The sequence below is a fragment of the Streptococcus peroris ATCC 700780 genome (assembly GCF_000187585.1).
GTDB classification, from domain to species: Bacteria; Bacillota; Bacilli; order Lactobacillales; family Streptococcaceae; genus Streptococcus; species Streptococcus peroris.
In genome coordinates, this window is the sequence record NZ_GL732463.1 from 833,086 (window position 1) to 848,071 (window position 14,986).

The 14,986-nt window shown below is 37.2% G+C and carries 15 protein-coding genes; all 15 read right to left on the reverse strand.

The window, feature by feature from the left end; all coding sequences use genetic code 11:
* Positions 1-46 precede the first annotated feature (46 nt).
* Entirely contained in the window at positions 47-1,765 is a 1,719-nt protein-coding gene (locus tag HMPREF9180_RS06005) for a lactose-specific PTS transporter subunit EIIC (protein ID WP_006145609.1), read from the reverse strand.
* Positions 1,765-2,082, reverse strand: a complete 318-nt coding sequence (locus HMPREF9180_RS06010; protein WP_006145610.1) for a PTS lactose/cellobiose transporter subunit IIA — start codon at positions 2,080-2,082, stop codon at positions 1,765-1,767. Before HMPREF9180_RS06010 ends, HMPREF9180_RS06005 begins: the two co-directional genes overlap by 1 nt.
* 27 nt (positions 2,083-2,109) lie before the next feature.
* A complete protein-coding gene (locus HMPREF9180_RS06015) occupies positions 2,110-2,943 on the reverse strand; it encodes a PRD domain-containing protein (RefSeq protein ID WP_025168683.1) in 834 nt (277 codons plus the stop codon).
* Between the two features lie 385 nt (positions 2,944-3,328).
* Complete coding sequence (gene lacD / locus HMPREF9180_RS06020; protein WP_006145612.1) at positions 3,329-4,309, reverse strand: tagatose-bisphosphate aldolase; 981 nt, start codon at positions 4,307-4,309, stop codon at positions 3,329-3,331.
* 1 nt (position 4,310) lies between these two features.
* A complete protein-coding gene (locus tag HMPREF9180_RS06025; RefSeq protein ID WP_006145613.1) occupies positions 4,311-5,240 on the reverse strand; it encodes a tagatose-6-phosphate kinase in 930 nt (309 codons plus the stop codon).
* Positions 5,241-5,250: 10 nt separating this feature from the next.
* Positions 5,251-5,766 (reverse strand): galactose-6-phosphate isomerase subunit LacB, encoded by a 516-nt coding sequence (gene lacB, locus HMPREF9180_RS06030; protein ID WP_006145614.1) that lies wholly within the window; start codon positions 5,764-5,766, stop codon positions 5,251-5,253.
* 31 nt (positions 5,767-5,797) lie between these two features.
* Entirely contained in the window at positions 5,798-6,223 is a 426-nt protein-coding gene (gene lacA, locus HMPREF9180_RS06035) for a galactose-6-phosphate isomerase subunit LacA (RefSeq protein WP_006145615.1), read from the reverse strand.
* Positions 6,224-6,481: 258 nt separating this feature from the next.
* Positions 6,482-7,378: an aldose 1-epimerase family protein gene (locus HMPREF9180_RS06040; RefSeq protein ID WP_006145616.1), complete on the reverse strand. Its 897-nt coding sequence runs from the start codon at positions 7,376-7,378 to the stop codon at positions 6,482-6,484.
* A gap of 101 nt (positions 7,379-7,479) precedes the next feature.
* The gene (locus HMPREF9180_RS06045; protein WP_006145617.1) at positions 7,480-8,955 is read right to left on the reverse strand and encodes a PTS galactitol transporter subunit IIC; all 1,476 of its coding nucleotides are present in this window, start codon (positions 8,953-8,955) and stop codon (positions 7,480-7,482) included.
* 52 nt (positions 8,956-9,007) lie between these two features.
* On the reverse strand, positions 9,008-9,313 hold the full coding sequence (locus tag HMPREF9180_RS06050; protein ID WP_025168684.1) for a PTS sugar transporter subunit IIB: 306 nt from the start codon (positions 9,311-9,313) through the stop codon (positions 9,008-9,010).
* Between the two features lie 30 nt (positions 9,314-9,343).
* Positions 9,344-9,820, reverse strand: a complete 477-nt coding sequence (locus HMPREF9180_RS06055; protein WP_006145619.1) for a PTS sugar transporter subunit IIA — start codon at positions 9,818-9,820, stop codon at positions 9,344-9,346.
* A 192-nt stretch (positions 9,821-10,012) separates the two neighbouring features.
* Complete coding sequence (locus HMPREF9180_RS06060) at positions 10,013-10,612, reverse strand: hypothetical protein (protein ID WP_006145620.1); 600 nt, start codon at positions 10,610-10,612, stop codon at positions 10,013-10,015.
* Positions 10,613-10,684: 72 nt separating this feature from the next.
* Positions 10,685-12,508 (reverse strand): translation elongation factor 4, encoded by a 1,824-nt coding sequence (gene lepA / locus HMPREF9180_RS06065; RefSeq protein ID WP_025168685.1) that lies wholly within the window; start codon positions 12,506-12,508, stop codon positions 10,685-10,687.
* 77 nt (positions 12,509-12,585) lie between these two features.
* Positions 12,586-13,314, reverse strand: a complete 729-nt coding sequence (locus tag HMPREF9180_RS06070) for a metallophosphoesterase (RefSeq protein WP_006145622.1) — start codon at positions 13,312-13,314, stop codon at positions 12,586-12,588.
* Positions 13,315-14,982, reverse strand: coding sequence for a DNA repair protein RecN (gene recN / locus HMPREF9180_RS06075; protein WP_006145623.1), 1,668 nt, complete (start codon positions 14,980-14,982; stop codon positions 13,315-13,317).
* Positions 14,983-14,986: the final 4 nt, after the last annotated feature.

Sequence of the window (14,986 nt, forward strand, 5' to 3'; positions counted from 1 at the left end):
GAGCAATCCTTCTCCATCTCACTTCAATCAACAGTATATCTTATTATTATTGAAATTGTTCTTGAACGAATGCAAGAGCACCTTTACCATCACGAGTCAACTTGATGTATTGAGCTCCTTCAGTCTTAGCCAATTTAATTCCAAGTTTATCTGTTTCAGCCTTCATATCTTCATAGTTTGAAGCTACTTGAGGAGCAAGGATAACAAGGTCAAATTCTGGCAACATTTCACGGTGAGCACCGTAACCACCAGCGGCAGCCTTCACAGGAACATTGTATTCTGCAGCAGCTTTGTTCAAAGCATTTGCAAGAAGACCACTTGTACCACCACCTGCACAAAGTACAAGTACGTTTGTTTCTTTAGTAATTGTGTTTTGAGCACCTTCAACTCCAGCTTTTTCAAGAATAGCATCAGCTTTTGCTGTGTTAAAGTTTGCAGCTACTTTTTCTTTCAATTCATCGTTAGATTTACCAGAACGTTCTTCTTCAAGAATTTGTTCATCATAAACTTTAAGGAATGGGTAGTAAATAACTACGTCTACTACAATTAGTAATGCAGCCAGAACGAATGATAAAAATTGGAAGTTAGTACCAAGAACTAGACCAAGTGGGGCTGGAGTTGTCCATGGTAGGTTAGCAGTAAATGAGTTCATTCCAAGTGTATCAATAAAGAATTTGAAAATCCAAACGTTTGCAATTGGAGCAAAGATAAATGGAATGAAGAAGATTGGGTTCAATACCAATGGAGCACCGAACAAGATTGGTTCGTTAACACCAAAGAATGTTGGAACTACAGATGCACGTCCAATTGCACGGTTACGTTTTGATTTCGTTAACCACATGAACATGAATGGAACGACAAGAGTCGCACCAGTACCACCCATAGTAACGATAAACATTTGAGTACCTGAAGTAAGGATCTTATCAGCGTGCATTCCTTGTTGAATCAAGTTCAAGTTTACTTCGGCATTAGCATAAGTAATCGCTGCGATAGCTGGTTCAACGATTGATGGACCATGAATCCCTACGAACCAGAAGAAGGCGAAGGCACCAAAGATGATTGTGATTCCGAGGTAACCATCAGCAGCAGAGAATAGAGGAGCAAAGAACTTACCAATTGATTCTGCAACACTTGCACCAACAAAATGACGTGCTAATAAGTCTAACGCATATAATGAGCAGACTGATAAAGTGAATGGGATAACGTCTTTAAAGACTTGTGAAATATTTGGTGGAACTTCGTCAGGCATACGAATTGTCACATTGTTTTTCACACAGACTTTATAAATTGCTACTGTTACAAATGCAGCGAGGAAAGCTGAAAGCAAACCTTTTGTTCCTAAGAAACCAGTAGCAAGACCATCTTTAGAAACAGTTTCAGTTACTACTTCTTTAATAGGGTCAGCTGCCAACATCAACAAACCAACAATAGCTGCCAATAGTGTTGACATGTAGTTGATTTGATTTGTTTTTTCCATGCTACGGTTAACAGAGTCTGTTAACGATTTAGCAGTTGTACCAGCTACCAATACTGCTAAAATCCCCATTGAATAGCTGTAAGGTTTCATAAGAAAAGCAACAGTTTCATCAGACCATTTGAAGCCCCATGAGTTTGGTACAAATGCAATCAAGATAAAGATACTTGAGAAAAGGATAACTGGCATTCCAGCGATGAAACCATCACGAATAGCACGCAAATAGATGTTACGCGACAGTTTCTCAAAGAAAGGTTTCCCTTTCTCGATAAAAGCGATTAATTTATTCATTATTTAACTCCCCGTTTGTAAAGTTCGATTAAGTGATGCATTAAATCTTTTAGCAAGATTGTTGTCATCAAGTGGTCTTGCCCATGTATCATAGTGATACTATAAGCAATATCCTCACCCGCAGCTTCCTTAGTCAATAGACTTGTTTGAGCATGGTGGGCATCTGCAATGCAACCATTAGCTTCTTCGACCAAAGCATCCGCTTTATCAAAATCACCATTTTCAGCTGCTTTAAGAGCTTCTAGTAACTTTGATCTAGCATCACCAGCGTAGGCAACGATTTCGAAACCTAGCAACGCAACTTCTTCTCTATTCATAATAGAGACCTCCTTATAAAAAAATTTTTAAAGCAATCTTTGAATATGTAAGACTATGTAGACCCGTTCACTTCTATGAAGAGCTACACCAGTCTCACTTGCAATTATCCGATAAATTTTATCACCTATCTCATAGGCTAACGGATAAACTGTTTCAATATACTCTTCCATGTCGAGCAAGGAAGTATTATCGCTTCTCGATTGATCAAGGTATTCTAAAAAGTAATTTAGGTGAACCATAAAGCGATCAAATAAAGGAGCATTTTCCTTTGTTCTCAAGATATTATGGGTTTTTAATTCGCGCTTAATATGCTCAATGATTTGTTTTGACTGATCAATTTGTAAATTTACAACTTGATTATCTCCACCTTTTGCATTGATAAAATGTAGCGCTATTCTTTCAGTCTCGTTATCTGGAAAACTATCCAATAACCTTTCCTTAAATAGCCCAAGTGCATATGCCGCCATTTCAAATTCTAATGGGTAATCCGCAGAAATATCAGGAAGTTTACTGTCTTCGTAAATTCCTTTGTGAATAGCTTGATAAGCACTATAGATATGGTCGGTTAAAGTTACATATAAATATTCTTGAAAAGGATACTGATATTTAGATATCAAAGTATTGATAACGTCATATGTTACAGTTATAAAATCAAGAGGAACATCTTGCAATAAGGTTAGAAAATTTTTCTTAGATTCTTCAGTATTCAACCTAAAAATCTTTTCAATCTTACTTTGAATAATGATATCACCCTTTTTCTTTTGAAAAGCAATACCACTTCCAGTTATCATTACTTCCTCATGATTTTCATTTTTCGCTAAAGCAACATTATTATTGATGACGTTAACAATGCGAAACATCCAAAACCAACCTTTCCATAGTGCATATCCATATAATAAACTAGACAAAAGAAAAGAGACCACAAATGATCGTAAAATCAACCTACGGAAGTTACTTCTCTCACTTGCAGTCTCGCCTAATATTACTCAGTAACGATCCACCTTATTCAATCTATAAGAAGAGTATAACACTTTTTTCATCATTTGTAAACCCTTTCTTAAACTTTTTATACATTAAATAAAAGAATTTTCCAGGGACAGAATGGTGAAGGATATTTTTCTATAAAAACCAGTAAAGTCATGAATAAATTGACTAAATTCATGACTTTAAAACCGACTAAATGTAAAGATTAACTAAAGTTTAGCAAATTTTGATTTCAATTCTATTAGATTATAGAATAAATCATTAAACTCTTTCTTTCCAAGAAGTTGCAGTTGTTTGAAGAACCTTGTTCAATTCATCAATGTTTTGGAATCCAGTAGTACGCAACCATTCACGAGCTGCTGCTTCACCTTCTTTGATATAAGGTTCAACAGAACCTGCCCAAGTAGCACGTCCACAAAGTACTCCGTTGAAACGAGCACCTGAATCGTGTGCAAATTGCAATGTTTCTTGGAACAATTTAGCAGATACACCAGCACTCAAGTAGATGTATGGCAAGTTAGTTGCTTCGTCTTGAGCTTTGAAGAATGCTGCTGCTTCTTCACGGCTGTAAACAACTTCTCCATCACCAAATCCTTCAACATATTTCACGTTTACTGGAACTTCAACTTTCAATACATCAATGTTGAAACGTGGATCAGAGAATACTTTCATAGCTTCGATAACTTTACGAGGTTTTACTTTCGCATATTCTACAGAACCAGCATCTGCAATTTTTTCATCGTAAGCCAAAATTTCCAAGAAGAAAGGAATATCTTCAGCAACACATTCAGAACCAACACGTTCGATGTATGCTTGTTTTTGTTGGTTCAACTCATCTGAACTATCTACATCATAGTAAAGCAAGAATTTAACTGCATCAGCACCTTGTTCTTTGATACGTTTTGCAGACCAAACATCCAAGCAGTCAGGCAAACGTTTTGTGCTTGAAGTATCATATCCTGTTTTTTCATAAGCAAGGAGAAGACCAGCTTCTTTATCCAAAGCTTTAGTTGCAGGAAGTCCGTATTCAGGGTCAAGAAGCATAGATGAAGCATATTTTGTCAATTCATCAGCTACCAAGACTTTCAATTCTTCCATTTGTGCAACTGTTGGTGCTTCATCTTGGTATTGAGCCATCAAACGTTTCAAAGCTCCACGTTGGTCAAAAGCAAGAGCTGAAATAATACCATTTTTGTCAGAAAGTTTTTCTAAATATGCACGTTTTTGTGTTGATAAAACCATTTTATACCTCTTTTACTGTTAATTGATTAAATAGTGTTTGATAATTGGACATGTTTACATGACCAGTCATTTTTTCTTGAGCATTTAGCATTCCAAGAACATTAGCTTTTTTAAGCAAATCTTGGTCAGATTCTTTGTGGAACAAACCTGAAGAAATCCCTGCAACTGTAGAATCTCCTGACCCAACAGGATTAACCACTTGAATTTTTGGAATATCTACTTTATAGAAAGTATCTCCATGTTTTGCAAAGGCTCCATTCGCACCTAACGATACGATAATCCATTCAATTCCTTCAAATAAAGGTTCTTGAAGAACTGCCTTTAACTCTTCCAAATCTTCAGAAATCTCTCTTCCAAGGAGTTGAGATAACTCTTCATTATTTGGTTTGATGACTGTTGGCTTGTGATCTGATTCCAAAACTGCTTGAAGTGCAGCACCTGAGCAGTCGAGAACTACCGGTTTACCTGCTTGATTCGCTAGATGAACAAGATTAGCATAATAATCTACTGGAAGACCAGCTGGTAGACTTCCTGAAATTGCAACAACATCAACAAGGTTCAACAATTCTTTAAAATGTCCAAGGAAACCTTGACCTTCTTTTTCTTGAATTTTTGGACCTTTTTCAAGGATTTCTGTTTGATTGTCTCCGTGGAGAATAGCAATACAGTTTCTCGTTTCACCAGCAATTGTATAGAAATGTTTTTTGACATCTCCACCAATATTTTCTAGCAAATATTCTCCGAGTTTACCACCAACTAGACCAGTTGCGGCAACAGGATCACCAAATTCTGATAAAACGCGTGTTACATTGAGTCCTTTACCACCAGCGGTTTTCGTAACATCAACAACACGATTGACTGTATCAATTTTCAACTCATCCAAAGGATATGAAATGTCAATGGATGGGTTCATTGTGACTGTTAAAATCATAGGTCACCTCTTAGTCGTGATATTCACCGCGATCCCATTTTTCAAGGAATTCTGTAAAGAAGTTAGCATCTGTTTGATGAGCATTATGAGTTTCAACATGCTCGATTTTAGCAATCAATTTTTTGTTTTCTTCAGTTGGTTTGTATTCTGCGTGGATGAAAGCTTCAATAATATCGCACATCAACAATTCACCAGTGATTTTACCACCGAAACCAATAACGTTTGCATTCAATTGTTCTTTCGCATAAAGAGCTGTAGTCATATCACGTACCAAAGCTGAACGGATACCAGGAACTTTATTAACAGCGTTATTGATACCAACACCAGTACCACAGATACAAACACCAAGATCAGCTTGTCCGCTTGTTACAGCTTCCCCAACTTTTTTACCAAAGATTGGGTAGTGAGTACGTGTATGGTCGTAAGTACCGAAGTCGATAACTTCATAACCTTTTGATTTCAAAAATTCTGAAACCGCCATTTTTTCATCTGTTACAATATGGTCACATCCGATTGCAATTCTCATTTTTCTGTTACCTTCCTTTTTAATACTCTAATTAACACATTTTGTTCAACATATCAACACGGATTTGGTGACGACCACCATCGTATTTACCGTTAACAAATCCTTTAGCAATATTTTTAGCCAATTCATCACCAACGATTTCAGCACCCATAGTAATCATGCGTGAGTTATTGTGTCCACGAGTCATATAAGCTGAACGTTCGTCAGAAACTTCCGCTGCAACCATTCCTTTAAGTTTAGTAGCTACCATAAATGGACCAGCACCATAGGCATCAATAACAATACCAAGATTTTGTTCTTCTTTGTTTACTTCTGCAGCAACAGCAAGAGTCACATCAACAAAGTCTTGACCTTCAGCTGTTACATCCACAACGTGGAAGTTTTCTTTTTCCAAGAAGTCTTTTACAACTTCTTTCAATCTTAAACCTGCAGCATCTGCACCGATAACAATAGACATATTGTATACTCCTTTTTATATAATAGACCAGTAACAATTGCTTGGTGCTGGATATCAAAATCACCTTAACCAAGTAGTTACTAGTAGTTTTGTTGACTGTTTAATGTAAGAATGAACTTTTCATTCACCCTTAATAACTTCTCCTTAGAGAAAGTTAAAGAATTATTTGTAAAACAAACACAAATTTTTCTTTATAAACATAATATACTACTATTGTTTAAAAAAGTCAACATTTTATGTTTGTTTTTGTTTATTTTTTTATAGAATTTCAATATCAAAACCAATTTGATCATCTTGACCTGGTTTTAAAATACGAACATCCTTTTTATCCTCTAAGTGGTCACCTTCTTCCAAAGAAGTAGATAACCCTGACCATGGTTCCAATGCAATGAAAGGACCTTTATTAAGTGTTGACCAAACGATTAAGTATGAAAATTCACTAAAATCTAACTTCAATCCTTTTTCGTGCTTACGCGATTTCAAGTATACGATTCGTGAATTTAATTTATCTAGAGTAACAGCGTCATGACTAAATAAATCATAACTCAAGTCGAGCTCTTTTTGATTATCTAACCATGGACTTCTATCTTGAAAATCGAGTAGCCCTGTTTCAGGGAAGGAACGTGGAACTGTGCAAGATTCGACCTTGTCAAATTCTAAGTAATAATCTTCATATGCTTCGTCGGTTAGCAACGGACAGTTAAAACCTGGATGTCCTCCGATAAAGTATGGCATTTCCTTAGCAGTTTCTTTATTTGTCACATGATACTGAGTTCGAATTTTTTTACTTGTCACAGTATAAGTGATTTCAAGACGGAAATGATAAGGATAATTTTGATACATTCCTTCATCATCTTCAATCGCAAATGTCACAGAATCATTTGTTTGACTGACTAATTCAAATTCCTTTTTGCGAACTAAACCATGACGTGGAATTTTCCCAGTTAATTCCTTTTGATCATCTGATAAATACAAGTATTGGTCATCTCTAATGGAACCACAAATCGGGAAAAGAACAGGTGCCTGTCCACTCCAATAAGTTGGATCTCCTTGCCACAAATATTCAACTCCATCCTTGTCTTTTATGGAAGATAGTGCTCCACCAAAAGTTTGAAATTGAACAGTTAACTCATCTGATTTTATTTCAATTGTCATGTATACCTCCTTTTTGAATATTTAGAAAAAACTAGGCCGCCCACTCCACCTTTCGGAAATTGACAACCTAGTTTATTCAATTTACAGTTTATTGGAGTGAGTTATTTTGCTTTTGCTGCATATTCTTCGTTACGTTTAATCATTTGTTTTCTGTACCATGCAAAGATACCGATATAGAAAACAAGGAAGACTACTGCACCAAGAATCGCTTTAACATCACCTGTTGTTGCATTACCAATAGTCCAACCAAGAAGTTTTTCGATTGGTCCTTCAAGTGTTGAGTGAGTAATCAATTGAGTTTGATCTACACCTGCTGGGAATGCACCTACACCTTTAGCAAGTTCTGTTGCGAATGGTGCAATAAGTGTACCTGAAAGAAGGAAGAGTGGCAATAAGAGTGTTCCGAAGATAATCATACGGAGCAATTTACCACGTGTAACTACCAAGAGAGCTGGAGTTACACCCATAGCGATGATACCTGCAAGTGGTAAAATACCATTACCTACGTGAGAAAGAAGCACAGCTTCTACCAACATGATTGGAGCAAGTACGTTTGCACAAGCCCAGATTTCAGCACGACCAGCAATGAAAGGCCAGTCAAGACCAATGTTGAATTTACGTCCTTCAAGACGTTTAGTAGCAACGTTTGTAATACCTTGTGAAAGTGGTTCTACGGCTGCGATGAACCATGAACCGATAAGTGAGAAGAGCTCCAAGCAGACACCTGCAGTCAAACCAAGAGACAACCAGCCTTTAACAACTAATTCCCATGACCCTGCATCTTCTGTTCCTGGAACTGGATGTGGAGTACCCATCAATCCAATGACAATACCAAGAATGAAACCGATAAAGAATTTAGATCCCCAGAAACCGATTTTCTTGTTCAATTTTGCAGCATCAAAGTCGTATTTGTCAAGACCTGGCATAACTTTATCAAAGATCTTGTCCAAAACCATGATAACTGGGTTCATCATGTAGTTCATGTGAGTTGAAGTCATTGGTGATGAACTTGGTGCATTAAGCAAATCATCAAATGTTGGTTTCATCAAGTCAGAGTTAATAATTTTCATAACACCAACAAGAACAACTGCTGCAGTTGCGATGAAGAGTGATACTCCTTGACTTACACCGTGGTTATCAGCATACCATTTAATCAAAAGACCTGTGATAGATAAGTGCCAAATATCAAAGATATCGACATCCAATGTATCAGTTTTCTTCATTGCTAGCATAATAACGTTAACAATTAACATGACAAGCAAGAAGTATAGAGTCCAAGCAGAACCCCAAGTGATTGTAGCAAGTGGTGCCCAACCTACGTCAGTGATATTCAGTTGAAGTCCTGTGTTTTCAACGAATTTTTTAAGTGATTCTGAGAATGCACCATTTAACATACCGATGATAGCACCGATACCAGTAAGAGCGATGGCAAGTTTAATACCACCTTCAAGAGCTTTGGAGAATTTAACTCCGAACAATAGGGCCAAAACTGTCAAAATGATTAACATGATGATAGGGCCACCCATAGCCAAAATTGGTTTGAAGAAATCATTGGCTAATTGAATAATGACATCCATAATAGAACCTCCCTTTTTTATAGTTTTATGAATGTATACAATAAAATAAATATTAGCTTAATCCGCGCTCTTTAATAGCAGCTTCAATGCTGTCATAAACAGGTGCACTCATAGCCGGAATACGGAATAAGATTGGACCAGCTTCAATAACTGGAATATCTGGTTCAAAACCTAAGTCAGTTGCAGCAATTGGAGTGAATAAGTCATAACCTTTGATAAGGTCTTCATTGACATCTTTTACCATTACCGCATCACAATGAACATCATAACCACGATTTGAAAGTTCTTCTTCAAGAGCACTCTTAATTTGGTGGCTTGAGTTAACACCTGCACCACAGGCAGCGAGAATTTTAATCATTTGGATTTCCTCCATTTTTTTATATACGTTTTAAGCAGTTGCCTCTGTTATATATTGAAACAGAGCTTCTGGTTCTGTAATCTTAGCCAAATCTTCGAGATGACCAGGCCCAGTAAAGAAGTCCATTAACTGAGCAAGAATATTTGTTTGGCTTGAACTTGAATTATTAATGATGAAAAAGAGTAATGATACTTCAACTTCCTTGTCAGGAGCAATCATATTATGAAATGTAACTGGTTTTGGTAAACGAACTACCACTACTTTTTCAGCTAAATTGTGAACTGTGTCCGTGTGAGGAATAGCTACATTAGGAAGATCTTTCCCTAAAAATTCCATATCTAGACCAGTCGGAAATGATTTTTCACGTTCAATTAAGGCCGATCGGTAGGTATCCGTAACAATTTTTCGTTCTTCCAATAAGGAAGCAACCTGATCAAAGAGTTGTTCTTGATTATCCGCTTCTAAGCAAAATACTAAGTCTTTGTCAAAGAAATGATCTAATCCCATAACATTCTCCTTCCATATTTAACTTTTATGTTCTAAGTATAACACTATATGAAATCGTTGTCAAGTTTTTTTATTATCGTTTTCTGTTTGGTTTTCAATGTTTTTTGTTTGGTTAGAGGATTATTATGAGTGTATGAAACATCTTTCATATAAAATACGACAAAAAAGCAGGATAGCTATCCTGCTTTTATTTTAATCTTTTTTAACAGTCCAACTTTGCTCAATCAACGGAAGCATATCCTTTAATACTTCAGGTGTTCCCTCTAATGAGACGTATCTGAACTTACCATCATCTGACTTAAAGATCCAGATAACTAAATATTTTCCATTTTTAGCAATACAGTTTACGACATAGGCATCATAGCCACCAATTTTTGACTTAGATCCCCATACTTTTGAGAAATCTTTACTCTGTTTTCTTGTTTGATAAATGCTTGTCGAAACTTGAACAGCATCAAGAGCAGCGTATTCACTTTCACTAACACCTAGGTGCTCTGGTTTAAGGGTATTTAAGGTAACGATATTGACATCAGTTCCATCACAATACTGAATATCATCACCGCCCTCAATTTCCGTGAAATGAATCCAAGATTTTGGAACCTTTACATAGCCATATGCATCCGATCCGATTACTTGTGTATCTTTAATGGTTGATTCAGCTACCGTTGTTGAATCTTGAACTGTAGTAGTTTCCTGAACTGTTGTTGCTTCTTTTTTAGTTTTTAAAGTATTACAAGCAGCGAGGAAAAGACAACACACCAAAAGCGTGGTCAAACTAATTCGTTTTTTCATAACTGTTCTCCTTTTGCATTTTTTTATGTATGTACAGAGAGATATAAAATAATAACTTAATGTAGAAAAATACTATTCTTCATCCATGCTCAAAACGCTAAGGAAGGCTTCTTGCGGGACTTCTACAGAACCGATAGCTTTCATACGTTTCTTACCAGCTTTTTGTTTTTCGAGGAGTTTACGTTTACGCGAAACATCTCCTCCGTAACATTTGGCAAGGACGTTCTTTCGAAGAGCTTTAATATCAGTACGTGCGACAATTTTTTGACCAATTGCTGCTTGGATAGGGACTTCAAATTGTTGACGTGGAATGATTTTCTTTAGCTTATCCACGATGAGTTTCCCACGTTCGTAGGCAAAATCTTTGTGAACGATAAAGCTGAGAGCATCAACCTTGTCACCATTCAAAAGAATATCCATTTTCACAAGTTTAGATGGACGATATTCTGATAATTCGTAGTCAAAGCTCGCATAGCCACGTGTCGAAGACTTGAGCTTATCAAAGAAGTCAAAGACAATTTCAGCTAATGGAATTTGATAGATAACATTGACACGATTTTCATCAATATAATCCATGGTTACAAAATCACCACGTTTACGCTGAGCCAGTTCCATAACTGCTCCCACAAATTCCTGTGGTACCATTATTTGAGCTTTAACATAGGGCTCTTCAATGGTTGCAATCTTAGTTGGGTCTGGAAATTCAGATGGGTTAGAAACATCCATAAACTCACCGTCTGTTTGGTTTACCTTGTAGATAACAGATGGTGCAGTCATGATGAGGTCGATATTGAACTCGCGCTCTAATCGTTCCTGAATAACATCCATATGAAGAAGTCCAAGGAAGCCACAACGAAAACCAAATCCAAGAGCTTGAGAGGTTTCCGGTTCAAACTGCAAACTAGCGTCATTGAGTTGTAATTTTTCAAGAGCTTCACGGAGATCATTATATTTGTTAGACTCAATTGGATAGAGACCTGCGAAAACCATTGGGTTCATCTGTTTGTAACCATGTAATGGTTCATCAGCTGGATTAGAAGCCAAAGTTACAGTATCACCAACACGTGTATCCTGAACAGTCTTGATTGATGCAGCAATATAACCGACATCACCAGTTGCCAAGAAATCACGACCTACTGCTTTTGGAGTAAAAATCCCAACTTCAGTAACATCAAAGGTCTTGCCATTACTCATGAGCTGAATCTTATCACCTGGTTTGACAACTCCGTCCATGACACGAACTTGTAAGATAACACCTCGATAAGCATCGTATACGGAGTCAAAGATCAAAGCCTTAAGAGGAGCTGTTACATCACCAGTTGGCGCCGGAACCTTTTCAACGATTTGTTCAAGAATCTCTTCGATACCAATCCCTGCTTTGGCTGATGCTAATACTGCCTCACTAGCATCTAGTCCAATAACATCCTCAATCTCTGCACGAACGTGCTCTGGATCTGCTGCTGGTAGGTCAATTTTATTAATAACTGGAAGAATTTCCAAATCATTATCCAAGGCAAGATAGACATTTGCAAGCGTTTGAGCCTCAATCCCTTGGGCAGCATCGACAACCAAAATCGCACTTTCACAAGCTGCTAGTGATCGTGATACTTCATAGGTAAAGTCAACGTGTCCAGGTGTGTCAATCAAGTGAAAAATATAAGTCTCACCATCTTTTGCTGTGTAATTCAATTCGATAGCGTTTAGTTTAATGGTAATCCCGCGTTCACGCTCCAAGTCCATGCTGTCTAATAATTGATCTTGCATTTCACGACTAGAGACTGTTTCCGTCTTTTCTAAAATACGATCAGCTAGAGTTGACTTCCCATGGTCGATGTGAGCGATAATAGAGAAATTTCGAATCTTCTCCTGTCGTTTTTTTAATTCTTCTAAGTTCATGCTTCTCTTCCTTTCAGGGTATCTATTATTATAAGTTGTTTTAAACATTTTGACAAGATAATACCCTGCTAGGAGTATTAATCTTCAGCAACAAAGCCATCATTTTCAATGAAATAGTGCTCAGTCATTCCTTGGTCTGCAAAGATAATACCATGAAGAACACCACCAAAGACAGCTCCTCCATCCATACCGACTTTTCCATCTTTTGTAATCCACAAATCAGAAGTGCCTGGTTCTTGATCTAACAACCCATATACGGGTGTGTGTCCAAATACAATGGTCTTACCAGTATGATTTTCTGCTTCATGGAATGGTTTTCGTAACCAAACTTTTTTATAATCGGTTGTGTCATGCCAATCATCAAGCGTCAAGTCAACACCTGCATGAACAAAGATATACTTATCCGTTTCAATCACAAAAGGCATTTGGCGAATAAATTCAACTAAATCTGCTGCTTCTGTTTTTACTCGTTCAGCATCCTTTATAGCATCTACTGGTGCATCTAGGGGACGCCCTAAAATAGAGTTAATTGTAGTATCACCACCATTTCGGCGATAATGGTCGTAACTTTCCTCTGGATTATCAAGCCATGTTAAAAACATATACTCATGATTTCCGGAGATACAAGTAGCTCCTTTATGATCTACCAAGTCTTTGACTATTTCTAACACACGTCGGCTATTTTCACCTCTATCGATTAAATCCCCTAAAAAGAGTAACGGTGTCTGACCATCCCAAGTTTTGAGGAGGTCTTCTAACATACCTGCTTTTCCGTGCACATCTCCAATAACGTAGTAATTTGACATTTAATTTACCTTGCCTTTCAATAATTCTCTTGCTTGTGATAAGGCAGCTTCTGTTACATCATCACCAGCCAACATCTTGGCTACTTCTTGTATGCGTTCTTCAATGGTTAATAGTCGAACAGTTGAAACGGTCGAATGAGTGTCACTAATCTTCTCAATGAAGAACTGATAATCAGCAATAGCGATGACTTGTGGAAGATGCGAAATGGCCAAAACTTGACCATGTTGCCCAATCTTATATATCTTTTGTGCGATGGCTTGAGCCACTCGACCAGAAACACCCGTATCTACCTCATCAAATACGATACTCGTTTTGCCTTCTCTTCGAGAAAAGGCTGATTTAATAGCCAACATCAAACGAGATAACTCACCACCAGAAGCTACTTTTACTAATGGTTTAAAGTCTTCCCCAGGGTTGGTTGAAATATAAAATTCAACTGCTTCATTCCCTTCACGACTAAATTTACCTTTGGTAAATTGAACCTGAAAACGCGCCTTATCCATGTAGAGGTCTTTTAGTTCTTGCTGAATTTCATTTTCTAATTGTTGGGCTAGCTTGTGACGAGCAGAGGAAAGCTGGCCTGCTAAATCAACAAGACTTACTTCCAATTTTTTGAGTTCTGCTTCCATATCTTCTGAAGATAGATTATTCCCAGTCAGAAGATTGTATTCTTCAGTTATTTTAGCCAAATATAGCAAAACATCGTCGACACTTCCACCATACTTACGAGTGATAGCATGAATGAGATCTAAACGACTTTCAATTTGCATTAAGCGATTCCCATCGAAATCGAGATCTTCAATAATATCCTCTAAACGCTTCGTGACATCCTCTAAAACATAATAAGATTCAGATAGAGATGTAGAGATTTCACGGTACTCTGGGTCATACTCTTCTAGGCTTTCCATATCATTCATAGCAGAACGAACATTTGCCAGACTAGAAAACTCTTCATTATCCAACATCGCATAAGCATTGGTTAGCGTGTCCGCTATATTTTTATAATTTAGAAGTTTATCTCTTTCTTGAGTTAGTTTGATATCTTCTGATGGTTGTAAGGCTGCTGACTCAATTTCAGCCATCTGAAATTCAAGCATTTCAATACGAGCCTTGTGTTCCTCTTGATTTTTTTTAATCTCAAAAAGTTGCTTACGCATTAGTCGGTAAGCATCAAAATGTTCTTGATAACCTTGCTTGAGTTCCAAAAAATCTGCATTTCCAAACTCATCTAACATTTGAATATGCAATTGTGGACGCATTAACTCTTCTTGGTCGTGCTGACCATGAATATCAACTAGGTGCTGTCCTATTGAGCGTAGAACAGAAAGATTGACCATCTGTCCATTGATTCGACTAACACTTCGCCCGTTTTGTAAAATTTCACGACGGATAATAATCTCATCGCCTAACTCAAGACCTTGCTCATCAAAAATCTCTTGTAAAGCTCGACTATTTTCAATTGAGAAAAGACCTTCAATTTCTGCCTTGGCCGCACCATGGCGAATGACATCAGTAGTAGCTCTGGCTCCTAACATCATGTTCATAGCATCAATGATGATAGACTTCCCAGCACCAGTTTCACCTGTTAGAACGGTCATTCCTTTTTCAAAATTAAGGGAAATAGCCTCGATGATAGCAAAGTTTTTAATTGAAATTTCAAGTAACATAAGC